The sequence below is a fragment of the Novosphingobium sp. ZW T3_23 genome (assembly GCF_044987305.1).
Taxonomy (GTDB): Bacteria; Pseudomonadota; Alphaproteobacteria; order Sphingomonadales; family Sphingomonadaceae; genus Novosphingobium.
In genome coordinates, this window is sequence record NZ_JBJDRF010000008.1 from 85,781 (window position 1) to 109,880 (window position 24,100).

Genomic DNA, 24,100 nt, shown 5'->3' on the forward strand with positions numbered 1-24,100 from the left:
CATCCCGAGCGAAATGGTGCCGAGATCGACTTCATGAATGACGTCCCGATGTCCGGCCCGGATTCTGACCCGGCCATCCCCCCGGAACTCGCAGCCTGGTTCGCCGGGCGCGACTGGCGCGTGCGACGGCACCAGGCCGAGATGCTGGCCGCCTCCGATCGCGGCCTCCATGCGCTGCTGGTGGCGGATACGGGGGCGGGGAAGACCCTTGCGGGGTTCCTCCCCACCTTGGCCCGGTTCTGCCCCTCGCGGCTGGGCGACGGGCCTGTTCCAGAGGGCTTGCACACGCTCTATGTCTCGCCGCTCAAGGCACTGGCCCACGACGTCCAGCGCAACCTCCTTACGCCGGTGGAGGAGATGGGCCTGCCGATCCGGATCGAAACGCGCAGCGGCGACACACCGTCCGACCGCAAGGCCCGCCAGCGCGCGAAGCCTCCGCACGTGCTGCTGACGACGCCGGAATCGCTCTCTCTCCTGCTCAGTTATCCCGAGGCTCCGACGCTGTTCGCGGGCCTCCGCCGCGTTGTGATCGATGAGATCCACGCTTTCGCCACTGGCAAGCGGGGCGATCTGCTGGCCTTGGCACTCTCGCGCCTCCAGGCCCTTTCGCCGCAGCTACAGCGGGCCGGTCTGTCCGCCACCCTTGCCGATCCCGATGCCTTTCGCGGCTGGCTGGCGCCCTGGGGAGAGATCGATTCCGTCGCCCTCGTGGAAGGCGAAGCGGGCGCGGAACCGGAAGTGTCCATTTTGTTGCCGCAAGAAGAGCGCATCCCCTGGAGCGGCCATGCGGCGACATGGGCGATCCCCCAGTTGATTGAGCAGGTGAGGGCGCACCGCACGACGCTGATCTTCACCAACACGCGGTTTCTGGCCGAATATATCTTCCAGGAGCTGTGGGACGCCAACGAGGAGAACCTGCCTATCGGCATCCACCACGGCTCGCTCTCCAAGGAAGCGCGGCGCAAGGTGGAAGGGGCCATGGCCGAGGGGCGGCTGCGCGCGCTCGTTTGCACTGCCAGCCTCGATCTCGGCGTGGACTGGGGTGACATCGATCTGGTGGTGCAAATGGGGGCGCCGAAAGGCTCGTCCCGCCTGCTCCAGCGGATCGGTCGGGCGAACCACCGGCTCGACCAGCCGAGCAAGGCCCTGCTGGTGCCCGGCAACCGCTTCGAGTTCCTGGAAGCCTTCGCGGCGCAGGAGGCGGTGCATGAAGGCCAGCGCGATGGCGAGCCCTTCCGGCCCGGCGGGCTGGACGTGCTGGCCCAGCACGTCATGGCGATGGCCTGCTCGCAGCCGTTCCGCGAGGAGGATTTGCTTTTGGAAGTCCGATCCTCGCTGGCTTATGCCTGGGTGGATGAAACGGTGTTCGCCCGCGTGCTCGATTTCGTGGCGACCGGAGGCTACGCCTTGCGCTCCTACGATCGCTTTCGGCGGATCGTGCGTGAGCGGGACGGCACTTGGCGGCTGACGCACCCGGAACATGCCGCTCGCCATCGCCTTAACGCGGGCATCATCGTCGATGCCGAAATGCTCGACGTGCGCTTCCGCAATGGCCGTTCGCTGGGGAAAGTCGAGGAAGGCTTCGGCGCCAGCCTGAAGCCGGGCGACACGTTCCGCTTCGCCGGCATGGATCTGGAAGTCGAGGCGATGCGCGAACTGGAGCTGGTCGTGCGCGCCGCCAAACGATCGGCGACGATCCCGAGCTACATGGGCCAGCGCATGCCGATCTCGACCCATCTGGCCGATCGGGTACGATCCATGCTGTTCGACCGCGCCGGATGGTCCCGATTCCCCGACGATGTCCGCGAGTGGCTGGAAGTGCAGGACTGGCGTTCGCACCTTCCCGCGCCAGGACGCTTGCTGGTGGAAAGCTTCCCGCACCACGGCAGGGCCTATACCACGTACTACACGTTCGAGGGGTGGCCGGCGAACCAGTCGCTGGGCATGCTGGTCACCCGCCGCATGGAGGATCGCGGGCTGGGGCCACTCGGCTTCGTGGCGACCGACTATTCGCTGGTGGTCTGGGGCCTGAAGCCGGCCGAAGATCCCGCAGTGCTGCTGTCTCCCGATATCCTGACGCACGAGTTTGTGGATTGGGTGCAGCAGTCCTACCTTCTGCGCCGCGCCTTCCGGGAAGTCGCGGTGATTTCAGGCCTGGTGGAAAGGCAGCAGCCCGGCAAGCGCAAGTCGGGACGGCAGGTCACGTTCTCGACCGACCTTATTTACGACGTGCTGCGCAAGTACGAGCCGGATCATCTGCTGATCGAGGCGGCTTGGGCCGATGCGCGTGCGCGGATGACCGATGTCGCCCGTGTGGCGGACGTGCTGGACCGCGCCGCTCGCGAAGTGGACCATGTCCTGCTTGACCGGATCAGCCCGTTGTCGGTTCCGGCGATTTCGATGATCGGCCGGGAGTCTCTGCCGTCCGGTTCCGCGGACGAGGACTTGCTGGTGGAGGCGGAAAGCCTGGCCTCGATGGCGATGCGGGTAGACCCCGAGGTCGAGCCGGAAAGCGAATAGCGAAGGGACGGGGCAACAAAAAAGGGGCGGATTACTCCGCCCCTTGATTGGTCCTTGAGAGACCGGTTCCGGTGTTCGGCTTACTTGCCGAAGTCGCGGAACTGTTCGTTGCCGACGAAGCCGAACTTCGTGACCTGCGCCGCCTTGATCACCTGCAGCACCTGGGCCGAGAGATCGTAGCTGGCGTTGGGCTCGGGCTGATACTGCAGCTCCGGCTCGACCGGGTAGCTGAGCGACTGCTTGAGCAGGTTCGCGAGCCCCGGACCGTCGACCTGAGTGCCGTTCCAGAGGATCTTCTCATCCGCGGTGAGAACCACCTTGTTGCGGATCGGATCGACCGGGGGCGGCGTGTTCGTCGGAGGGGTTGCAACCGGAAGATCGATGTCGATCGAGTGGGTCGCAACCGGGATGGTGATGATGAACATGATGAGGAGAACGAGCATGACGTCGATCAACGGCGTCGTGTTCATTTCCATCATCGGCTCGCCATTTTCCTTGCCGCCTGACATTGCCATGGAAAGTTACTCCTGTTCCTGCCGACGTCAGGTCGGGTCGACCGGGTTGGTGATGAAACCAACCGTCGGATAGCCCGAGATCTGGACGTTGTAGATCGCACCGGCAACGCAGCGCCACGGGGCGTTGACGTCACCACGGATGTGGACCTGCGGCACGAGTTCGGGGTTCGCCTGAAGGGCTTCCGGGCCGCCTTCGCGCTTCACGATGTTATCGAGACGCTTGAAAGCCTGGTCGCGCAGTTCCTGCGAGGTCACCGGCGTGATGTTGTTGAAGTAGACGCGGCATTCGCCGTTACGCGAAGCGCCGACGTAACCGGGTTCACCCGCTGCCTTGCCCGCATCGTCAGTGGTCGAAACGGTGAGGAGAAGGTTTTCGACCTTGTCCTTCGATTCGACGGCTTCGATGACCGGGATCTTCAGCTTTTCGATCGTCTGGATCGCAACCGGAACCGCGATCAGGAAGATGATCAGAAGCACCAGCATGACGTCGACGAGCGGCGTCGTGTTGATGTCGGACATCGGTGTCTCGGCACCGCCTCCGCCCGAGGATATCGCCATAGTCTTATCCTAATCCTTGCGTTGCCCTGGGCAGGCGGCGGACGCGCATGCTACGCACCGCCGCCTGGTTCCCTGGAGCCCGCCTGGCCGCATGGCGACCCGGCGCGCCCCGTGCTGCTTACGGCTTGGCCGGAGCAGCAGCCGGCTTGGCCGGAGCGGCGGCGGGCTTGACGGAGGCAGCGGCAACGACGGGCTTCACGGCGCCCTTCGAGTTGATGTTCGCGAGAACGTCAGCCGAGAAACCGGTCAGGTCTTCAGCGATGCGCTTGTTGCGGCTCTGGAGGTAGTTGTAGGCGAGAACGGCGGGAACAGCCACGATCAGACCGAGAGCGGTCATGATCAGCGATTCACCGACGGGGCCGGCAACCTTGTCGATCGAAGCCGAACCGGCGATGCCGATGGCGATCAGGGCGCGGTAGATGCCGACGACGGTACCGAACAGACCGATGAACGGTGCGGTCGCGCCGACGGTGGCGAGGAACGGCAGGCCCGAAGCGAGGCGAGCGTTGATCGAGGCTTCCGAGCGAGCGAGCGAAGCGTGCATCCAGTCGTGGGCTTCGAGCGAGTCGGTCATCTTGGCGTGCTGGTCTTCAGCGGCGATGCCGTCGTCGACGAGCTGGCGCCATGCGCTGTTCTTCTCGAGCTTGGCGGCGCCTTCACGCAGGGTGGGGGCCTTCCAGAAGGTCGAGCGGACGACGCCGTACTGGCGCATGATCTTCGACTGTTCGAACCACTTGGTGAACAGGATGTAGAACGAGCCGAACGACATGATGCCCATGATGATCACGGTGGCATACGAGATGAAGCCACCGGCTTCGAGAGCTTCCATGAAGCCGAACTTGTTCTGCGGCGCAGCTTCACCTGCGGCGGCAAGGATATCAACGATAAGCATGCGATTTACCTCTCAAGAAGAATGCAGGTTCTGTTTCCGGCCGGGTGTGGGCCTCAACAGCCTAAAAGGAGTTAGTTCAGCTTGTAGACGATGGCCGTCGTGAACTGGCCGCTCGTCGGGTTGCCGGCATCGTCCAGCGCGGGGTTGAATCGCGCATAGCGGCTCATGCCGTCACAGGCTGCCTCATCCAGATCCGGGCTTCCGCTCGACGTCGTGACCGAGCACGCCGTGACCTTGCCGTCCGGACCGATCCCGACGCGCACACCGACACGGCCTTCACGCTCTTCACGAGCGGCGCGGGTCGGATAATTTGCCTGGATTCGGGCTGCCCAGCTTCCCTGGCCCTTCGGCGAAGCGCCGCGTGCCTTGGACGGACCCGGGGGTGCCGGGGCCGGAGCCGGCGGAGCCGGCGGAGCTGCAGTCGTAATCACCACCGGCGGCGGCGGCGGAGCCGTCACCACGGTCTGCACCGGCGGGGGAGCCGGGGCAATATTGATCGGCGGCGGAGGCGCGACGATCGGCGGCGGCGGAGCTTCTTCCTGCTTCGGCGGCGGCGGCGGCGGCTCTTCCTCCTTCGGTTGTTCTTCCTTGATGTCGACTGTGGTCACCTTCTTGATGACCTGTTGCGCAGCCTGGTAGGCCAGGCCCGTGACGAGCGCATAGCCTACAAAGACGTGGATCAGCGCAACAATGACAAGCGCGGTAATCTTGTTACCGCTCATTTGCTGGTCAGCGTAAGCCATTCAAACGCATCACTCCATTACCAAGCCCCGGACAAGACCAAAGCCGGACAAGTCCAAGGGCGTCCATGGCCCCCGCCCGAAGGAAGGGTCCATGACGAAACTCCAAATTACCCACCCTGACGGCTGACGATCAGCCCATCCGTAAACTTTTGACGGGAGGCGAACCGTGGGGCTTTATCTTTTTTTAGCCCCAATTTGCGAGTTTCCTTAGCCCGACAGTTGCATGTGTGCAACGCCTTATCGGCACGTCAACGGTTAACGGTCAATTCAGGGCGGATAAGTTCCAATCGGAAAAGGGGGATTTTGTCGCAGCCCCCAGAAGCCGCTATAGGCTGGCGTTTTTCCACGGAGAGTCTCCCCCATGTCATCGAAACTGCATCGACTTGTCGCGAATCTGGGACTTGTCGCGAAACTGGCGGGGGTTGCGCTGGCCGTGCAGGCGGTTCCGGTCCTCGCCCAGGGGTCAGCAGGGGGGGTAACCGGTGGCAATGTGGCAGGCCAGGAAGAGGGTCCGACATTCGCGGATATTGCCGACCTGTCCGAATCGGCAGGACTGGTGGTCAAGGCGCAGATAAAAAAGATGGCACGCGTCGAGGATGAGCGCGCGCCGGGGCTGGCTCCGGGAATGGCGCGGTTCTACGTCAACGCGCAGACCCTGGCGCTGATCGCGGGCAAGGCGCCGATCGGCGAATCGTTTGCCTACCTTGTCGACCTTCCACTCGATGCCAAGGGCAAGGCGCCCAAGCTCAAGAAGCAGGACGTGCTGCTGTTTGCACGCGCCGTGCCCGGCCGACCGGGGGAGCTTCAACTGGTGACGCCCACCGCGCAGCAGCTCTGGAGCGAGCAGGCCGAGGCGCGCGTTCGCGGCATCCTGAAGACGCTGCTGTCCGGCGATGCTCCGGTCAAGATCACCGGCGTGCGGGAACTGATGTACGTGCCCGGCAACCTGGCGGGTCAGGGCGAAACGCAAATATTCCTCAACACCAAGGATGGCTCGGCGGCCTCGATCACCGTGCACCATGAGCCTGGCTCGCCAGCGGCCTGGGGGGTTTCGTTCTCCGAACTGGTCGCCGACATCGGCAATCCGCCGCGGCCCGAGACCGTCGAATGGTATCGTCTGGCATGCTTCCTGCCGAACAATCCCCCGCCCGGTACCAATGTAGCCGAAGGCGTCGAGCAGCGCCGACAGGCGGCGTCCGATTACCGCATGGTGATCGGCGAACTGGGCGAATGTCGTCGAACCCTCAACCAGGGCGCCAAAACCGCCGGTTGAAGTTTCGCGGGGACGAGACGCGAAGGTACTGGAATTTCGCCGTGGGCTACCCTAGGGCCCGGACCCGAAAGGGTAGTCCATGGTTGAACCGCTGAATATTGCGCTGGCCGGTCTCGGCACCGTAGGAACGGGCGTTGTCCGTCTCATCGAGACCAATGCCGAACTCATTGCCCGCCGCGCGCGGCGCCCGATCCGCATCGCCGCCGTCAGCGCGCGCGATCGGACCAAGGATCGCGGCGTGGACCTTTCCCGCTACGACTGGGAAGACGATCCGGCCGCGCTGGCGGCGCGTGCCGACGTGGACGTGGTCGTGGAGATGGTGGGCGGTTCGGACGGCCCGGCGCTGGCCCTCGCACGCAACGCCATCGGGCAGGGCAAGGGTCTGGTCACCGCCAACAAGGCCATGATCGCCCATCACGGTCTGGAGCTTGCGTCGGCAGCCGAGAAGGCGGGCGTGGCGCTCAAGTTCGAGGCGGCCGTGGCAGGCGGCATCCCGGTCATCAAGGGGTTGAGCGAGGGCGCTGCCGCCAACGCCATCGAGCGGGTCTACGGCATCCTCAACGGCACCTGCAACTACATCCTCTCCACCATGGAGGACACCGGGCGCGATTTCGGCGACGTTCTCGCGGAGGCGCAGCGCCTGGGCTATGCCGAGGCGGACCCGACCTTCGACGTCGAGGGCATCGATGCCGGGCACAAGCTCTCGATTCTCGCCGCCATCGCCTTCGGCTCGCGCCTGCGCTTCGATGCCGTGGAAACCACCGGCATTTCTCGCGTGAAGGCGGCGGATATCGAACAGGCCCGCTCGCTGGGCTACGTCATCCGCTTGCTGGGCATGGGCGAGATCGACCGCACCAGCGGCAGTGCCCGCCTGTTCCAGCGCGTGCATCCGCATCTCGTGCCGATCGATCATCCGCTGGCCCACGTCGACGGCGCGACCAATGCCGTCGTGGCCGAAGGCAATTTCATGGGCAGGCTGCTGTTCCAGGGCGCCGGTGCGGGCGACGGCCCGACGGCAAGCGCGGTGGTGGCCGACATCATCGACATCGCGCGCGGAGAGAAAGGCGCGGCCTTCTCGATGCCAGCGCATGAACTGGAAGCGATGGAGCCGGCCGAAACCGGCCATCGTCGCGGCCGCAGCTATATCCGCTTCACGGTGCCGGACCGCCCCGGCGTGCTGGCGGACATCACCGCTGCCATGCGCGATGCCGGCGTTTCGATCGCCAGCATGATCCAGAAGGGCGAGGGCGCGCAGAGCGGTGAAGTGATCCTGGCGATCGTCACCCACGAAGGCCCCGAATCGGCCGTGACCGAGGCGCTGCGCATTCTCGACGGATCGGACAGCCTCGCCGCCCGGCCGCTGGTGATGCAGATCATCGAAGGTTGATCGAAGCGGGCGCCGATGGGCGCCCGCTTTTCATTGTGCTCCGATTCGTCGCTCAGTGGGCGCGCATTTCGCCCTTGGCGACCTTGTCGGCGTCCGAGCCGGCAGGAGCCTCTGGGATGGCGGAAAGGTCGATCAGGTAGGGCTTTTCCACTTTGCCGAAGGTGGCCGTGGCCTTGCCCTTGAAGATGCCGTTGCCGGCGACGTCCGGCGGCGTCAGCCTGCCGTCGTTCAGCGCCTGGTCCGACAGGGGATCTTCCTGCGAGGTCGACTGGGCGCGATACTTGTCCTCGTCAGGCGCGCAGACCACGATTTCTCCCGGCTTGGCGTTGCGTGTGTCCCGCAGGCATTTCTGCCGCGAGGTTTCCGGCACCACCGTGCCGCCACCCGACATCATGCGTTGGGCGATCGCCCGGTCTTCTTCCGAAACCGCCCCGCTTCCCGTAGTATTCGCCGTACTCGGAGAGGCCCCGCCGGAAGGCTGGGCAATCGCCGGAGCGGGGGCTAGTAATGCGATTGCGAACAGGATCCGCCCACTTCTCGACAATTGAAAATCCTCTGTCTAAGCCGCTCCCAGAACCTTTCCTCCTCGGATTAATCCGGAGTGAACATGCCTGAAAACAAGACGCCTGCAAGTAAAGTTCTCGACCGTGTTCTCGTGCTCGAAATGGTCCGCGTTACCGAAGCGGCGGCCATCGCCGCCTCGCGGCTGGTCGGGCGCGGAGACGAGAAGGCGGCAGACCATGCCGCAGTCGAGGCGATGCGCAAGGCCTTCGATACGCTTTACATGGATGGCACCGTCGTGATCGGCGAAGGAGAGCGCGACGAGGCGCCGATGCTCTTCATCGGCGAGAAGGTGGGCGGGGCGCCGGGTAGCGGTCCCAAGATCGACATCGCGCTCGATCCGCTGGAAGGCACCACGATCACCGCCAAGGCAGGCCCCAATGCGCTGGCCGTGCTGGCCGCCGCCGAGGAAGGCTGCCTGCTGAACGCGCCGGACGTCTACATGGAGAAGCTGGCGGTCGGCCCCGGCTATCCCGAGGGCGTGATCGATCTCAACCGGACGCCGACCGAGAACGTGGCCGCCGTGGCTGCCGCAAAAGGCGTTCGTCCTGACGAGATCATCGTCTGCGTGCTCGACCGTCCGCGCCATGCCGATCTCATCGAAGAACTGCGCGAAATCGGCTGCGGCATCCACCTGATCCCCGATGGCGACGTGGCGGGCGTGATCGCGGTGACCGACGAAGAGACCACGATCGATATCTACATGGGCTCGGGCGGTGCGCCGGAAGGCGTGCTCGCGGCGGCGGCGCTGCGCTGCGTGGGCGGCCAGATCCAGGGCCGCCTGCTGTTCCGCAACGAGGACGAGCGCAGCCGCGCCCGCAAGTGGGGCATCAAGGATCTGGAAAAGATCTACACGCTCAAGGATCTCGCCAAGGGGGACTGCATCTTCGCGGCCACCGGGGTGACCGACGGTTCGTTGCTGTCCGGGGTCAAGCGGCTCAAGGGCGGCAAGATGACGACCGAAAGCGTGGTCATGCGCGCCAGCTCCGGCACGGTGCGCTGGATCAAGGGCGAGCATCGGGGGCGGTAAGCTGCCATGCTCGTTTCAGGACTTGCCTTTTCGTTTCAGGGACTTGGCCATGAAAATGGCCGGCGGCAGGCGTTCCGGGACTGGGCGTTTCGCATCGGCGTCACGGTTACGGCGGACGCTTTCTGTTGCAATCCGATGACTCATGGCTAGAGGCGTCCGCGTCCAGCCTAACCCATCACCACAAGCCGTCTCGGGGATTCGCAATGAAGATCATGTCCGGCAACAGCAACCTTCCGCTCGCACGTGCGATCGCGGGATATCTTGAGCTGCCGCTCACCGATGCGGCCGTGCGCCGCTTCGCCGACGAGGAGATCTTCGTCGAAATCCACGAGAACGTGCGCGGTGAGGACGTCTTCATCGTCCAGCCCACCAGCTACCCGGTGAACGACAACCTGATGGAGCTGCTGATCGGCATCGACGCGCTGCGGCGCGCCTCGGCCAAGCGCATCACGGCCGTCATCCCCTACTTCGGCTACGCCCGCCAGGACCGCAAGCCGGGACCGCGCACGCCGATCTCGGCGAAGCTCGTGGCCAACCTGCTGACCGAAGCCGGCGCTGACCGCGTCCTCTCGGTCGATCTGCACGCGGGCCAGATCCAGGGCTTCTTCGATATCCCGACTGACAACCTGTTCGCCGCACCGGTCATGGCGGCCGACATCCAGGCGCGCTACGGCGACCAGTCGCTCATGGTCGTCTCGCCCGACGTCGGCGGCGTGGTGCGCGCCCGCGCGCTGGCCAAGCGCCTAGACAATGCGCCGCTCTCGATCGTCGACAAGCGCCGCGACAAGCCCGGCCAGTCCGAAGTCATGAACATCATCGGTGACGTGAAGGGCCGCGCCTGCATCCTGATCGACGACATCATCGATTCGGGCGGCACCCTGTGCAACGCCGCGCAGGCGCTGATGGACGAGGGCGCCACCAGCGTCACCGCCTACATCACTCACGGCGTGCTTTCCGGCGCGGCGGTTTCGCGCGTGACCAACTCGGCGCTGAAGGAACTGGTGATCACCGATTCGATCCAGGCCACCGAAGCGGCGCAGCAGTCCGACAAGATCCGCATTTTGACGATCGCGCCCCTGATCGGCGAGGCCATCCGCCGCATCGCCGACGAAAGCTCGGTCTCCAGCCTGTTCGACTGATCGAGCCGCTGATCCGGCACGATCCGGTCAGTCCGCAGACCATGAAGGCGCGCCCTTGGGGAAGGGCGCGCCTTTTTGTTTCATGTGGAACTTTTCCGCTCTGACCGGGCAATGCGTTCGCGTCACTCCCAGGGACGGATCTGCCCGGGCTCCAGGCGGTGCAGCGCTTCCAGCCGCCGCGCCTGGCGCATTTCCAGCGTCAGGGTGAGGATCGGCTGCGGCGTTCGCGCCAGTTGGCGCGGCGACATTCCGAACAGTTCCTGGAATTCGTGGATCAGATGGCTTTCGTCGTAGTAGCGCAGCGCCATCTCGTCGGCCTCGTTCCGGTCGGCGACGCCCCGCAGGTAGCTGGCCATGTCCAGCGCGCGGGCGCGGCGCAGCACCTGCTTGGGGGCCATCCCGAAATCCCGGTTGACCACACGCTCCAGCTTGCGCCGCTCGACGCCGCAGACGATGGCCGCATCCGCGATTGTCATGCCGGGATCGCGATAGCTGATCTCTTCGAAGCGCGCGCTGACCGGGTCGGGCACCGGGGCGCCGATAGCCTCGATTCGCTGGCGGACCATCGCCTCCAGGACAAGCAGCCATTCCTCCGGCTCGGCATGGGGTTCGAGCCGGGCCAGGATTTCATCGGAGGGCATGGCGATCACGTCTGTCGGCACCAGGCGGTCCAGGTGATCTCCGATGCGCGGCCCGCGCAGGGCCGTGCATGCTCCCGGACGGAAGGCGATGCCGACGCTGATGAAGCTGCCGGTGACGCGGATCGGCATGTGCCGCGAGTGCGGGCCGAAGAACATCGCCGCATTGCCCGCCTCGATCCGTCCGGCGGCTGTCTCGGCCTCCCAAAGCCCGGCAAGCTGGACGCGCAGAAACGCCGCGTCGCTGAAGAGCCCGCACTGGAGCGTATAGTCCGCGGGTGCGGCCACCTTGGTGGCGTAGAGCCCTGCTACCCAGGGCGCCAGCTCCGGCGCGGGTGCGCGGTTGTAGCTGAGAGGCTGGCCTCCCCTGGTAACGCCCTGTTCCGGTGCGATCGCGTGATCGATGGCCGGCCGTACTTTATGGTACATGCTCCTGCTTTCGTGATGCGTTCCGTTTCGGCCCCGTCTTCGGATAGGAGGAGGCCGGATCGGCCGCAATGTGGGAGAAACCCATAGTGGTCTTCCACAGGCGCGATTTTCCGCCGGATCGAGGGATTTTTCGATGATCGCTTGACCGGCCGTCGCCGGGGCGGGCAGAGCAGGGGCATGAAGCTGGACAACGACATTGCCCTCGCCCTGCGCCTTGCCGATGCTGCGGGCGATGCCATCCGACCGCATTTCCGCTCTGGCGTGGGGGTGGAGATAAAGGGCGATGCCTCTCCAGTGACGGTAGCCGACCGCGCGGGGGAGGAAGCGATACGCCGCATCCTCAAGGCGGAAGTCCCGCAGGACGGGATCATCGGGGAAGAATTCGGCAGCGACGAAGGAACGTCGCGCCGCACCTGGGTGCTCGATCCGATCGACGGCACCGTTTCGTTCATCGCCGGTCGCCCGATCTTCGGCACCCTCATCGCGCTGCTGGTGGACGGTTGGCCGGTGCTGGGGATCATCGACCAACCGATCCTGGGTGAGCGCTGGGTCGGTGCCAGCGGCTTTCCCACCACCTTCAACGGCCGGGAAGTACGCACGCGCCCCTGCCGCGAACTGTCCCAGGCGATGCTGGCCACGACCGGCCCGCACTATTTCGACGACCACCAGGGCGAGCACTTCATGGCGCTGGCCGCGAAGACGGACCACAAGCGCATGGTCATGGGTGGCGACTGCTACAACTACGGCCTGCTTGCCAGCGGCCATCTCGATGTCGTCTGCGAGGCGGGGCTGAAGCTGCACGACTGGGCCGCGCTGGTCCCGGTGGTGGAGGGCGCCGGCGGCACGATGTGCGACTGGAACGGAGAGCCCCTCCATGCCCAGTCCGATGGCCATGTCCTGGCGATCGGCGACCCGGCCCGCCTCGAAGACGTGATCGAGGCGCTGGTCTGCGGCCACTGAGGTTGGCTTCGGGGCCTGCTGTGCGCAAGCTGCGCCTGTTCGTCTACGGGACGCTTCAACCGCACGCGGGCACCGGAATGGGCGGCTGGGTGAAAGCCCGGATGACGTCCGCCGAAGCGGCCGAAGCGGCAGGCCGGATCCATGCCGTTCCGGGCGGCAATGGCTGGTTTCCGGCGCTTGTCCCCGCTAAATCCGGTGTGCGGGTAAGCGGCACGCTATGCGAGCTGGTGCTGCGGCCCGGCGATCTTGCCCTGCTCGACCGCTACGAGGGCCGCGAATATCGCCGCACGACCGTGACCGTCCGCACCGTGACCGGACGGCGAGTGCGGGCGCAAGTATACCTCTGGCGAATCGCCATGCCGCAAGCGGCGCTGCCGATCCCGTCCGGCGACTACCTCTCCTGGCTGGAACAGACGGGGCGACAAGCCTTCACCACGCCGCGTAACGGGGCATGAGGAGACGACGATGAGCGAGAGAACGGCGATCGTGACCGGCGGCGGTGCGGGGATCGGGCGAGGGCTGGTGGTCCATTTCGCAGGACTGGGCTGGCGGGTTGCGGCGCTGGACCTCGATGGCGAGGCGCTGGAGGAACTGGCCGCGCTGCTGCCGGAAGACCGCTTCCTGCCCCTGAAATGCGACGTCGGTAAGGAGAAGGACGTCCGCGCCGCCTTCGCGCGCATCTGCGCCTGGACCGATGCGGCGCATCTGCTAGTCAACAATGCCGGGATTGCCGATCCGGTGTCGGGTCCGCTGGAAGACCTGGCCCTGGAAGCGTGGCAGGGCTGGATGGATTCGAGCCTTACCGCAGCCTTCCTCTGCACGCGGGAGGCCCTGCCGCTGTTGCGGGCCGCCGCCCCCGCAGCCGTGGTTCACATCGCCTCGACCAGGGCCCTGCAATCGGAACCGCATACTTACGCTTATGCGGCGTCCAAGGGCGGGCTTTGCGCCCTGACCCATGCGATGGCGGTGGGCTTGGGGCCGGAGATCCGGGTCAATGCCGTACTTCCCGGCTGGATCGAGACCGGGCCTTGGCAGAAGGTCGCTAAACGCCATGAGCCGAATCACTCGGCGGAGGACCGCGCCCAGCATCCCGTGGGCCGCGTCGGCACGGTGGAAGATATCGCTGCCACCGTGAAGTGGCTGGCAGGCGAGGGGGCCGGCTTCGTTACCGGCCAGCAGATCGTCGTGGATGGCGGCATGATCCGCAGGATGATCTACGCGGGCGAATGAGCGCCAAGGACGGATCGACGTCGCTTCCTTGCACTCTGGCCTTGCGCTCGGGGCGTTCTCCCACTAAAGGCGCGCCCTTCAATCGACACGGTTGAGTCTTTACCAAAGAGATTCGCGCGTCCGCCTGGCGAAAAGGGCTGCCATGGCTGACCGGACGTGTCCCTGTGAAAGGAGACGAAAATGCCCAAGCTGAAGACCAAGAGCGGTGTGAAGAAGCGCTTCAAGCTCACCGCCACCGGCAAGGTGAAGCACGGCGTAGCCGGCAAGCGCCACCGCCTGATGAGCCATAACGGCAAGTACATCCGCCAGAATCGCGGCACCGAAGTCATTTCCGACGCCGATGCCAAGACGATCAAGAAGTGGGCGCCCTACGGGCTCAACTGAGGAGTACTGACCTATGAGCCGTATCAAGAGGGGTGTTACCACCCGCGCCAAGCACAAGCGTCTTCTGGAACAGGCCAAGGGTTACCGCGGCCGTCGCAAGAACACGATCCGCGTTGCCCGTCAGGCCGTCGAAAAGGCCGGCCAGTACGCTTACCGCGACCGCAAGATCAAGAAGCGCACCTTCCGCGCTCTCTGGATCCAGCGTATCAACGCTGCCGTCCGCGCCGAAGGCCTGACCTACTCGCAGTTCATGCATGGCGTTAAGCTCGCCGGCATCGAACTCGACCGCAAGTCGATGGCCGACCTCGCCATGAACGAGGGTTCGGTGTTCTCGGCCGTGGTCGCTCAGGCGAAGGCCGCCATTCCGGCCGCCTGAACTGCGCTACCTGAACTTGTAAGGCCCGGGGCCTGAGCCCCGGACTGAACAGGTCACGCGAATAAAAACGGGCGTGGGTGTCAGTCACCCGCGCCCGTTTTTGTTGTGCGGTAAACGTTTGCCCTCCGTCCCGAGTCTGATACGACCGACGAGGGGGCGTCGTTGGGGGAAGATATAGACAGCGATGACGGCAAGGCGTGTCATCATTCAGTATTGTCCCGTACCCTCGGGGCTCGATCACTATGTCTCGGCCCTGTTCTATTGCGAAATCGATCTGGGTGACGGCGAGCGTCTGCACGACGTGCTGCCCCCCGATTGGGCCAGCTTCCGCTTTCATTTCGGAGCGAGCGTGAAAGGGGCGATGCGCAACGGCGCGTCGATCGAGGGTTGCAGGTTCACCATCGCCGGGCCGCGATCGCAGGAAGTCCGGTTTTCCATGGGCGTCGCGCGGCAATGGGGCTTTCGCCTCACGCCGCTGGGCTGGGCGGCGCTGGTCGGTGCTCCCGCCCACCGCTACGCCGATACTTTGATAGACGGCGATACGGACGACGCCTTCACGCGCTTTCGCCCGCTCTACGATCTGCTGCGGCAGGATGAATCTCCCGGAGACCAGCTCGACCTGCTCACCGCTTATCTGGAAGCCATGCCCCGGCGGTCCGTGCCGCACGAGGCGATGATTCTCGCCATCTGTGCGGCCTTGGCAGACCCGGAAGTACGCTCGGCAAGCGATCTAGCGGTGCACGTCGGCGCGCATTCGCGAACCATCGAGCGGGTCTGCCGCGCGGCTTTCGGGTTCTCGCCCAAGCTGCTGCTGCGCCGCCAGCGCTTCCTGCGCAGCATCGACCAGTTCACCCTGGATCCCAAGCGCAGGTGGATCGGCGCGATCGACGCGGCCTATCACGACCAGGCCCAGTTCGTCCGTGATTTCCGCGCCTTCATGGGCATGACGCCGCGCCAGTATGCCCAGCTTGAGAAGCCGGTGACCGGGCAGGTCATGCGCGAGCGCGCGCGCCGTCTTCGTGTGTAGAGGGTGATTGCCGCCGTTGCGATTTGGCCGCCGTCCCCGTAAGGACCGCGCTTCCAGATATCAGCAACAGTCAGGCAGACCACCAGTGGACTACGCAGCAACCGGCCAGGAGGCGCTCTCGCGGATTGCGGAAGCATCCGATCTCGATACGCTGGAGGCGCTGCGTGTAGAGTTTCTGGGCAAGCAGGGTTCGATCTCCGGCCTGCTGAAGACGCTGGGCAAGCTCGATCCCGAAGCGCGCAAGGTCGAAGGGCCGAAGATCCACAGCCTGCGCGAAAGCGTGAGCGACGCGCTGACCGCCCGCAAGGACGCGCTGGAAACGGCGGCGCTGACCGCCCGCCTCGCCGCCGAGACCATCGACCTGTCGCTGCCCGCGCCCGAAGCGCCGCGCGGCACCGTGCACCCGATCTCGCAAGTGATGGACGAGATTGCCGAGATCTTCGCAGACCTTGGCTTCTCGGTCGCCACCGGGCCGGAGATTGAGGACGACTGGCACAATTTCACCGCGCTCAACATGCCGGAAAGCCACCCGGCGCGCGCGATGCACGATACGTTCTACTTCCCGGACCGCGATGCCCAGAACCGCGAGATGCTGCTGCGCACGCACACTTCGCCGGTGCAGATGCGCACGATGCTCGCGCAGGGTGCGCCGCTGCGCATCATCGCGCCGGGCCGCGTCTACCGTTCGGACAGCGACGCCACCCACACGCCGATGTTCCATCAGGTCGAAGGCCTGGTGATCGACAAGGACGTCCACCTCGGCCATCTGAAGTGGACGCTGGAAACGTTCCTGAAGGCATTCTTCGAGCGTGAAGACATCGTCCTGCGCCTGCGCCCCAGCTATTTCCCTTTCACCGAACCCTCGGTGGAGGCGGACATCGGCTTCACCCTGATCGACGGCAAGCGCGTGATCGGCGGCGATCCGTCGAAGGGCGAGGGCGGCTGGATGGAAGTGCTCGGCTCGGGCATGGTCAACCGCCGCGTCATCGAATTCGCCGGGCTCGATCCGAACGAATGGCAGGGTTTTGCCTTCGGCATCGGCATCGATCGCCTTGCCATGCTGAAGTACGGCATGGACGACTTGCGCGCCTTCTTCGACGGCGATGTGCGCTGGCTCTCCCACTACGGTTTCTCCGCCCTCGACGTGCCGACCCTTTCGGGCGGCGTTGGCACTCCGGCTTGAGCGCGGGAAGGATTTAGAAAATGAAGTTCTCGCTTTCCTGGCTCAAGCAGTACCTTGAGACCGACGCCTCGCTTGAGGATATGGCGCTGAAGCTCAATGCCATCGGGCTTGAAGTCGAAGGCATCGAAGACCCCGCTGCCAAGCTGGCCGGCTTCCGCGTGGCCAAGGTGCTGACGGCGGACAAGCATCCGCAGGCGGACAAGCTGCAGGTCCTCACCGTCGATACGGGTGAGGGCGTGCTCCAGGTCGTCTGCGGCGCGCCCAACGCGCGTGCGGGCCTTGTCGGCGTGCTCGGCTTGGCTGGCGCCACGGTGCCCGCCAACGGCATGGTGCTGAAGGTGGCCGCCGTGCGCGGCGTCGAATCGAACGGCATGATGTGCTCCACGCGCGAGCTGGAGCTGGGCGAAGACCACGAGGGCATCATCGAACTGCCCGAGGACGCGCCGGTCGGCACGCCTTTCGCGGACTACCACGGCGCCGATCCGGTGATCGAGGTGGCCATCACTCCGAACCGTCCGGACTGCATGGGCGTCTACGGCATCGCGCGCGACCTCGCCGCCGTCGGCATCGGCACGCTGAAGCCGATCGAAACGCTGGACATTCCCGGCAGCTTCCCCTGCCCGGTGGACGTGCGCACCGACGATGCCGAAGGTTGCCCGGCGTTCTACGGCCGCGTGATCAAGGGCGTGAAGAACGGTCCCTCGCCGCAGTGGCTGCAGGATCGCCTGAAGGCGGCCGGTCAGCGTCCGATCTCGGCGCTGGTCGATGCCACCAACTATCTGATGCTGGCCTATGGCCGCCCGGCGCATGCCTATGACCTGGCCAAGCTGAACGGTCCGGTCGTGGCACGCCGTGCTAAGGACGGCGAGACGGTCGTCGCGCTGAACGAGAAGACTTACACGCTCGATGCCGAGATGACCGTGATCGCCGACGATTCGGGCGTTCACGACATTGCCGGCATCATGGGCGGCGAGCATTCGGGCTGCGGTGACGCAACCACCGACGTTTTGCTCGAAATCGCCTACTTCGATCCCGAGCGCATCGCCAGGACCGGCCGCAAGCTCAACCTCACTTCGGACGCGCGCAGCCGTTTCGAGCGGGGGATCGATCCGAACTTCCTCGACACCGGCCTCGACCACCTGACCCAGTTGATCCAGACGCTGTGCGGCGGTGAAGCCTCGCAGGCGGTGCGCAGCGGCGCGGCCCCGGCCACGCCGAAGATCGTCCATTTCGATCCGGCGCTGACCGAGAAGCTGGGCGGTGTTCGCATCGAAGAGGCCGAACAGCAGCGCATCCTTGAAAGCCTGGGCTTCTCGATCGTGGCCGAGCAGGCGAAGTTCGACAAGGCCTGGGCCGTCACCGTTCCCGGCTGGCGCCCGGACGTGGACGGCGCGCCCGACATCGTCGAGGAAGTCGTCCGCATCAATGGCCTCGACAAGGTGACGAGCGTCGCCCTGCCGCGCGGCGCCAAGGGAAATGAGGGGGGCGTCGCTCGTCCGACCGCGACGCCGACGCAGGCGCTGGAACGCCGCGTTCGCCGCGCCGCTGCCGCGCGTGGTCTTCACGAGGCGGTCACCTGGTCGTTCCTGCCTAGCGCCGAGGCCGACGCTTTCGCGGACGGCAATGACCTGTGGTCGCTGGCCAACCCGATCAGCGAGGACATGAAGGTCATGCGGCCTTCGCTGTTGCCGGGCCTGTTGATGGCGGCCAAGCGCAACCTCGATCGCGGCGCGTCGTCGCTGCGTCTGTTCGAACTCGGCCGTCGCTATCTGCGCGGCGCGGGCGGTGCGAGCGACGAGCGTCTGGCGCTGGGCTTCGTGCTCGCCGGTGAGAAGGTCTCGCGCGGCTGGGCGACCGGCAAGGCGACCGTGTTCGATGCCTACGACGCCAAGGCCGAAGTCACCGCGCTGCTGGCCGAGGCCGGCGCACCGGTCGAGAAGTTGCAGGTCATGGGCGAGGCGGGGCCGCAGTTCCACCCCGGCCAGTCCGCCACCTTGCGTCTTGGCCCCAAGAACGTGCTGGCGCGCTTCGGCATGCTGCACCCCACGGTCGCCAAGCAGTTCGACATCGAAGGCCCGGTGGCCGTGGCCGAGATCTATCTCGACGCGATCCCCGGCAAGAAGGGCGCCGCCACGTTCGCCCGCACCCGCTATGCGCCACCGGCGCTTCAGGCAGTGACGCGCGACTATGCGTTCCTGGTTCCGGCGGAGCTTGCCGCAGGCGATCTCGTCCGCATGGTGGCAGGCGCGGATAAGGCGAACATCGTTTCGGCCCGGCTGTTCGACGACTTCCGTGGGGCAGGCGTGCCCGAAGGCCAGAAGTCGCTGGCGCTCGAAGTCACACTCCAGCCGCTTGAAAAGAGCTACAAGGAGGAAGACCTCAAGGCGATCAGCGACAAGGTGACCGCCGCCGCCGCCAAGCTGGGCGCGGTACTGCGCGGGTAAAGCAATGCGTCGTCCCGGACTTGATCCGGGACCGCTGGCAAATCTTTAGGCGCTCGCTCGCGAGCAAGGCGCAGCTAGGCCAGCGGTCCCGGATCGGGTCCGGGACGACGATGATTTCGGAGAAAGACGGTGATTGACGTGGAATTCGTGACCATCTCCTCCGGCGACCTCACGGCGCGCATCGCCACGTTCGGGGCCGAACTCTGGTCGCTTACCGACCGGACCGGCCGCGAATACATGACCGATGCCGATCCCGCGTTCTGGACCGGCCATGCGCCGATCCTGTTCCCGATCGTCGGCGCGCTGAACGGAAATCGCTACCGGCTGGACGGCAGCGAATACGAATTGCCCAAGCACGGCTTCGCGCGCCATTCGCTGTTCGAAGTGGTCGAAACCGCGCCCGACCACGCCCGCCTGCGCCTTCGCGACAGCGAGGAAACCCGCAAGGTATATCCTTTCGCTTTCACGCTGGAGCTGGGGTTCCGCCTGGAAGGCATGAGCCTGCACACAACGGCAACAGTAACCAATGCCGGAGCCGGCGCCATGCCCTTCAGCTTGGGCTATCATCCGGCCTTCGCCTGGCCGCTGCCCGGCGGCGCCGCCAAGGCCGACCACACGATTGCCTTCGAGCAGAGCGAACCTCAGCCGATCCGACGCATCGACATGCCGACCGGCCTCGTCCTGCCCAAGCCGGTAGCCACGCCGGTCGAAGGCCACCTGCTCACGCCCGACGCCGCGTTGTTCGAGACCGATGCCGTGATCTGGGACCGGCTCGCCAGCCGCTCGCTCACCTTTGGGGCGCCGGGCGGCACGCAGCTTGCCGTCGCTTTCCCGGACACGCCGATGCTGGGCATCTGGCAGAAGCCCGGCGCGAACTATCTCTGCATCGAACCCTGGCAGGGCATCGCCGATCCGCTCGGCTACACCGGAGACTTCCGCGCCAAGCCCGGCGTGCTCTCGCTCGAGCCCGGCGCCAGCCGCAGCTTCCGCATGGACGTCAGCGTCCTCACCGCCGATTGAAGGAGACTTTCCGATGAAGACCGCACTCGTGACCGGCGCCACGTCCGGTATCGGTGAAGCCTGTGCCCGCGCTTTCGTGGCAGCGGGCTGGCGCGTGATCGGCACCGGCCGCCGCGCGGAACGTCTGGACGCGCTGAAGGCCGAACTGGGCGCCGACACGTTTCACGCAGCCATTTTCGACGTGCGCGACGAAGCCGCGCGCGATGCCGCCTTCGCCGCGCTTCCGGCCGAGTTCGCCGGGATCGACTGCCTCGTCAACAATGCCGGCCTGGCGCTCGGCACCGAACCGGCCCAGAGCGCTTCGCTCGATAGCTGGAAGACGATGATCGACACCAACGTCACCGCGCTGGTCTCGCTCACCCACAAGCTGCTGCCCGCGCTGGTCGAGCGCAAGGGCGCGATCGTCAACCTGTCCTCGGTGGCGGCGACTTATCCTTATACCGGCGGCAACGTCTACGGCGGCACCAAGGCCTTCGTGCATCAGTTCTCGCTCGGTCTGCGCTCGGACCTCGCGGGTACCGGCGTGCGCGTGACCTCGATCGAGCCGGGCATGGTGGAGACCGAATTCACGCTCGTGCGTACCGGCGGCAACCAGCAGGCCTCGGACAACCTCTACGGCGGCGCCAATCCGATGACGGCAGAGGACATCGCCGGAACCGTGCTCTGGGTCGCCACGCTGCCCGCGCACCTCAACATCAACACGCTGGAACTCATGCCGGTGAGCCAGTCCTTCGCCGGCTTCCAGGTCGCGCGCGGGGGCTGAGGCGGTACTACCCGGCGCGTAAGGGGGAGAGGGCACGCCGCGCTTCCCCTTCTATCTGGCCCCTTTCCATCTTGCCCCGCGCCCACTAATAGCGCGCCGATGAGCAATGTCCCCCACCAGTCCCGGCGCACTTTCGCGATCATCTCGCACCCAGACGCCGGTAAGACCACCCTGACCGAGAAGCTGCTGCTGCAAGGCGGCGCGATCCATCTGGCCGGGCAAGTCAAGGCACGCGGCGCCGCGCGGCGCGCGCGGTCGGACTGGATGAAGATCGAGCAACAGCGCGGCATTTCCGTAACCAGCTCGGTCATGACTTTCGAGCGCGACGGGATCACGTTCAACCTGCTCGATACGCCGGGTCACGAGGACTTCTCGGAAGACACGTACCGCACGCTCACCGCTGTCGATTCGGCGATCATGGTCATCGACGCGGCCAAGGGCATCGAGCCGCAGACCCGCAAGCTCTTCGAGGTCTGCCGCCTGCGCTCGGTGCCGATCATCACTTTCATCAACAAGGTCGACCGCGAAGGCCGCGCCTGCTTCGACCTGATGGACGAAGTGGCCGACATGCTGGCGCTGGACGTCTGCCCGATGTCCTGGCCGGTCGGCATGGGCGGGCAGTTCGAGGGCATTCTCGATATTGCCACGGGCAAGGTCAGCCGCCCGGAAGGGCCGAGCAGGGAATTCCTCGGCAAGGTCGATGAAAACGTGACGCTGCCCGAAGCTGTGGCCGAGGAACTCGAACTGGCGCAGGCTGGCTATCCCGAATTCGACGTGGAAGCCTATCGCGGCGGTGACCTTACTCCGGTCTACTTCGGCTCGGCGCTCAAGAACTTCGGGGTCAGCGAACTGATCGACGCGATCGAGAAGTTCGCACCGCCGCCGCGTCCGCAGCCTTCCAACGAAGGCACGATCGAGCCGGACAACAAGGAAGTCACCGGCTTCATCTTCAAGGTCCAGGCCAACATGGACCCGATGCACCGCGACCGCATCGCCTTCATGCGTCTGGTCTCGGGCACCTTCAAACGCGGGATGAAGCTGACCCCCTCGGGCCTCGGCAAGCCGATCGCGGTGCACTCCCCGATCCTGTTCTTCGCGCAGGACCGCGAGATTGCCGACAATGCCGAGCCGGGCGACATCATCGGTATCCCCAACCACGGCACTCTGCGCGTGGGCGACACCCTGTCCGAGAAGAACCAGGTCCGCTTCACCGGCCTGCCGAACTTCGCGCCGGAAATCCTGCGCCGCGTGGCGCTGAAGGATCCGACCAAGACCAAGCAGCTCCGCAAGGCACTGGACGATCTCTCCGAAGAGGGCGTGATCCAGGTGTTCTACCCGGAGATCGGTTCGCAATGGATCGTCGGCGTGGTCGGCCAGCTTCAGCTCGACGTGCTGATCAGCCGTCTCGAAGCCGAATACAAGGTGGAAGCCGTGCTGGAGGGCTCGCCCTTCGACACTGCCCGCTGGATCAAGGGCGACGACAAGGCGCTGCGCGACTTCGGCGAGTTCAACAAGATGAACCTCGCCAAGGACCGCGACGGCGACCCGGTGTTCATGGCCCGCTCCGCCTGGGACGTCAGCTACCAACAGGAACGCAACCCGGACCTGACCTTCAGCGCGACGAAGGAACGCTGAGCATATCGTCGTCCCGGACTTGATCCGGGACCGCTTTCAGTTCGTAAGGCGCGAACTTGCGACAGGGCGCTCTACCGCGTCGTGGGCCGTTCACGGCCAGCGGTCCTGGATCAAGTCCGGGACGACGAACCGGGAACATCCTGCTATTCCGATGGATTGATACCCTGCCAGTCGCCGGAAGTCCCTCGTTGCAGATCAAGTTCGCCAGCTACAACATCCACAAGGCCGTCGGTCTCGACCGGCGGCGCGATCCCGAGCGCATCCTGACGGTCCTGCGCGAGATCGACGCGGACGTGGTGGCGCTTCAGGAAGTAGACCGCCGCTTCGGCCGCCGGATGAGCGCGCTGCCGCTCGATGCGATCCACACGACGACCGACTACGTTCCCGTGCCGCTGACGATGAAGCCGGACAGCCTGGGCTGGCACGGCAATGCGATATTGGTACGCAAGGGTATCGAATTGCTCCAGGCGGAGGCAGTGCCGCTGCCGGTGCTGGAGCCTCGCGGGGCGATCCGTGCGGACCTCTCGCTCGATGGGCAACGCTTCCGCGTCGTGGGCATGCACCTCGATCTCTCCGGCCTGCGCCGCCGGTTGCAGGTGCGAAGCGTGCTGGCCCATGTCCACGATTGCGAGGCTGACGTGCCCACGGTGATGATGGGCGATCTCAACGAATGGTCGGCCGGAGGTGGCTGTTTTCGGGAATTCCATGCGCCATGGCATGTGCTGGCGCCGGGCCGGAGCTTTCCCTCACGGCGGCCGCTGGCCAGGCTCGATCGCATCATAGTGTCTGAACAATGGGCGGTTTTGGGAACAAACGTTCATCATAGCCCCCTTGCCGCGATAGGATCCGACCACTTGCCGGTCTTCGCGTCGCTCGAGTTGCCTAAAAAATAGGCAACTGCTTAGGAATCGAGCGGCGGTTCATGCTGCATCTGCGTTGAGCTGAAGAATTTCGCCCCTGAATCCTGCCGATTGGTAAATTGGCACGCCCCTTGCTTATTCAGTTTCAACCGGCGCGGGGCCGGCAGGAAACAGGGGATAGGCATGAAGTTTATCATCGCCATCATCAAACCCTTCAAGCTCGACGAAGTTCGAGAGGCGTTGGGCTCGATCGGAGTCGCCGGGATGACCGTGACCGAAGTGAAGGGCTTCGGGCGCCAGAAGGGTCAGACCGAAATCTATCGTGGGGCCGAGTATTCGACCAACATGCTCCCGAAAGTGAAGATCGAAGTGGCCGCGCAGGACGATCTGGCGCCGAAGATCGTGGAAACGATCCAGCAGGTCGCCAGCACCGAAGCCATCGGCGACGGCAAGATCTTCGTCCTCGACCTTGCCTCCGCCGTGCGCATCCGCACCGGCGAGTCCGGGGACACCGCGCTTTGACCGGCGCTTTC

The 24,100-nt window shown here is 65.4% G+C and carries 24 protein-coding genes; 18 read left to right on the forward strand and 6 right to left on the reverse strand.

Going from position 1 to position 24,100, the window contains the following annotated elements; all coding sequences use genetic code 11:
• Nucleotides 1–33 precede the first annotated feature (33 nt).
• Nucleotides 34–2,520, forward strand: a complete 2,487-nt coding sequence (locus tag ACI3K3_RS07185) for a ligase-associated DNA damage response DEXH box helicase (protein ID WP_404912925.1) — start codon at nucleotides 34–36, stop codon at nucleotides 2,518–2,520.
• 80 nt (nucleotides 2,521–2,600) lie between these two features.
• On the opposite strand, the gene ACI3K3_RS07190 is transcribed toward ACI3K3_RS07185, so the two are convergent.
• The 4 genes from ACI3K3_RS07190 to ACI3K3_RS07205 form a co-directional block, all read right to left on the reverse strand.
• Entirely contained in the window at nucleotides 2,601–3,035 is a 435-nt protein-coding gene (locus tag ACI3K3_RS07190) for an ExbD/TolR family protein (protein WP_404912926.1), read from the reverse strand.
• A gap of 27 nt (nucleotides 3,036–3,062) precedes the next feature.
• Entirely contained in the window at nucleotides 3,063–3,593 is a 531-nt protein-coding gene (locus tag ACI3K3_RS07195; RefSeq protein ID WP_313442275.1) for a biopolymer transporter ExbD, read from the reverse strand.
• Between the two features lie 118 nt (nucleotides 3,594–3,711).
• Nucleotides 3,712–4,485, reverse strand: a complete 774-nt coding sequence (locus tag ACI3K3_RS07200; protein WP_404912927.1) for a MotA/TolQ/ExbB proton channel family protein — start codon at nucleotides 4,483–4,485, stop codon at nucleotides 3,712–3,714.
• A 71-nt stretch (nucleotides 4,486–4,556) separates the two neighbouring features.
• A complete protein-coding gene (locus ACI3K3_RS07205; protein ID WP_404912928.1) occupies nucleotides 4,557–5,228 on the reverse strand; it encodes an energy transducer TonB in 672 nt (223 codons plus the stop codon).
• Nucleotides 5,229–5,589: 361 nt separating this feature from the next.
• Between ACI3K3_RS07205 and ACI3K3_RS07210 the strand changes: the two genes are divergently transcribed.
• Together ACI3K3_RS07210 and ACI3K3_RS07215 are read left to right on the forward strand one after the other, a co-directional pair.
• Nucleotides 5,590–6,501 carry a hypothetical protein gene (locus ACI3K3_RS07210; RefSeq protein WP_404912929.1) on the forward strand — a complete coding sequence of 304 codons (912 nt, stop codon included), beginning with the start codon at nucleotides 5,590–5,592 and terminating at the stop codon, nucleotides 6,499–6,501.
• A gap of 79 nt (nucleotides 6,502–6,580) precedes the next feature.
• Nucleotides 6,581–7,888 carry a homoserine dehydrogenase gene (locus tag ACI3K3_RS07215; protein WP_404912930.1) on the forward strand — a complete coding sequence of 436 codons (1,308 nt, stop codon included), beginning with the start codon at nucleotides 6,581–6,583 and terminating at the stop codon, nucleotides 7,886–7,888.
• Nucleotides 7,889–7,940: 52 nt separating this feature from the next.
• Here ACI3K3_RS07215 and ACI3K3_RS07220 read toward each other — a convergent pair whose 3' ends face one another.
• Nucleotides 7,941–8,282, reverse strand: coding sequence for a hypothetical protein (locus ACI3K3_RS07220; RefSeq protein ID WP_404912931.1), 342 nt, complete (start codon nucleotides 8,280–8,282; stop codon nucleotides 7,941–7,943).
• A gap of 213 nt (nucleotides 8,283–8,495) precedes the next feature.
• Here ACI3K3_RS07220 and glpX point away from each other — a divergent pair, with 213 nt between their 5' ends.
• Both glpX and ACI3K3_RS07230 read left to right on the forward strand, forming a co-directional pair.
• Nucleotides 8,496–9,479, forward strand: coding sequence for a class II fructose-bisphosphatase (gene glpX, locus ACI3K3_RS07225; protein WP_404912932.1), 984 nt, complete (start codon nucleotides 8,496–8,498; stop codon nucleotides 9,477–9,479).
• A 203-nt stretch (nucleotides 9,480–9,682) separates the two neighbouring features.
• Nucleotides 9,683–10,618, forward strand: coding sequence for a ribose-phosphate pyrophosphokinase (locus ACI3K3_RS07230; protein WP_021232726.1), 936 nt, complete (start codon nucleotides 9,683–9,685; stop codon nucleotides 10,616–10,618).
• Between the two features lie 122 nt (nucleotides 10,619–10,740).
• Here the strand turns inward: ACI3K3_RS07230 and ACI3K3_RS07235 are convergent, their stop codons facing one another.
• Nucleotides 10,741–11,685 carry a helix-turn-helix domain-containing protein gene (locus tag ACI3K3_RS07235; RefSeq protein WP_404912933.1) on the reverse strand — a complete coding sequence of 315 codons (945 nt, stop codon included), beginning with the start codon at nucleotides 11,683–11,685 and terminating at the stop codon, nucleotides 10,741–10,743.
• Nucleotides 11,686–11,862: 177 nt separating this feature from the next.
• Here ACI3K3_RS07235 and hisN point away from each other — a divergent pair, with 177 nt between their 5' ends.
• From hisN to ACI3K3_RS07300, 13 genes are all read left to right on the forward strand, one after another.
• Nucleotides 11,863–12,645 carry a histidinol-phosphatase gene (hisN, locus tag ACI3K3_RS07240; RefSeq protein WP_404912934.1) on the forward strand — a complete coding sequence of 261 codons (783 nt, stop codon included), beginning with the start codon at nucleotides 11,863–11,865 and terminating at the stop codon, nucleotides 12,643–12,645.
• Nucleotides 12,646–12,665: 20 nt separating this feature from the next.
• Nucleotides 12,666–13,100 carry a gamma-glutamylcyclotransferase family protein gene (locus tag ACI3K3_RS07245; protein WP_404912935.1) on the forward strand — a complete coding sequence of 145 codons (435 nt, stop codon included), beginning with the start codon at nucleotides 12,666–12,668 and terminating at the stop codon, nucleotides 13,098–13,100.
• A 10-nt stretch (nucleotides 13,101–13,110) separates the two neighbouring features.
• On the forward strand, nucleotides 13,111–13,875 hold the full coding sequence (locus tag ACI3K3_RS07250) for an SDR family oxidoreductase (RefSeq protein WP_404912936.1): 765 nt from the start codon (nucleotides 13,111–13,113) through the stop codon (nucleotides 13,873–13,875).
• Between the two features lie 180 nt (nucleotides 13,876–14,055).
• Nucleotides 14,056–14,259: a 50S ribosomal protein L35 gene (gene rpmI / locus ACI3K3_RS07255; protein ID WP_021232722.1), complete on the forward strand. Its 204-nt coding sequence runs from the start codon at nucleotides 14,056–14,058 to the stop codon at nucleotides 14,257–14,259.
• A gap of 13 nt (nucleotides 14,260–14,272) precedes the next feature.
• A complete protein-coding gene (rplT, locus tag ACI3K3_RS07260; RefSeq protein ID WP_132264618.1) occupies nucleotides 14,273–14,635 on the forward strand; it encodes a 50S ribosomal protein L20 in 363 nt (120 codons plus the stop codon).
• A 184-nt stretch (nucleotides 14,636–14,819) separates the two neighbouring features.
• Nucleotides 14,820–15,662, forward strand: coding sequence for a helix-turn-helix domain-containing protein (locus ACI3K3_RS07265; RefSeq protein ID WP_404912937.1), 843 nt, complete (start codon nucleotides 14,820–14,822; stop codon nucleotides 15,660–15,662).
• 85 nt (nucleotides 15,663–15,747) lie between these two features.
• A complete protein-coding gene (pheS, locus tag ACI3K3_RS07270; RefSeq protein ID WP_404912938.1) occupies nucleotides 15,748–16,845 on the forward strand; it encodes a phenylalanine--tRNA ligase subunit alpha in 1,098 nt (365 codons plus the stop codon).
• 20 nt (nucleotides 16,846–16,865) lie between these two features.
• Nucleotides 16,866–19,289, forward strand: coding sequence for a phenylalanine--tRNA ligase subunit beta (gene pheT / locus ACI3K3_RS07275; RefSeq protein WP_404912939.1), 2,424 nt, complete (start codon nucleotides 16,866–16,868; stop codon nucleotides 19,287–19,289).
• A gap of 138 nt (nucleotides 19,290–19,427) precedes the next feature.
• Complete coding sequence (locus tag ACI3K3_RS07280; protein WP_404912955.1) at nucleotides 19,428–20,309, forward strand: aldose 1-epimerase family protein; 882 nt, start codon at nucleotides 19,428–19,430, stop codon at nucleotides 20,307–20,309.
• 13 nt (nucleotides 20,310–20,322) lie between these two features.
• Nucleotides 20,323–21,072 carry an SDR family NAD(P)-dependent oxidoreductase gene (locus tag ACI3K3_RS07285; RefSeq protein WP_404912940.1) on the forward strand — a complete coding sequence of 250 codons (750 nt, stop codon included), beginning with the start codon at nucleotides 20,323–20,325 and terminating at the stop codon, nucleotides 21,070–21,072.
• A 99-nt stretch (nucleotides 21,073–21,171) separates the two neighbouring features.
• The gene (locus ACI3K3_RS07290; protein WP_404912941.1) at nucleotides 21,172–22,707 is read left to right on the forward strand and encodes a peptide chain release factor 3; all 1,536 of its coding nucleotides are present in this window, start codon (nucleotides 21,172–21,174) and stop codon (nucleotides 22,705–22,707) included.
• Between the two features lie 188 nt (nucleotides 22,708–22,895).
• Nucleotides 22,896–23,600, forward strand: a complete 705-nt coding sequence (locus tag ACI3K3_RS07295; RefSeq protein ID WP_404912942.1) for an endonuclease/exonuclease/phosphatase family protein — start codon at nucleotides 22,896–22,898, stop codon at nucleotides 23,598–23,600.
• A 150-nt stretch (nucleotides 23,601–23,750) separates the two neighbouring features.
• Nucleotides 23,751–24,089, forward strand: a complete 339-nt coding sequence (locus ACI3K3_RS07300; RefSeq protein WP_404912943.1) for a P-II family nitrogen regulator — start codon at nucleotides 23,751–23,753, stop codon at nucleotides 24,087–24,089.
• The last annotated feature ends 11 nt before the right edge of the window (nucleotides 24,090–24,100 follow it).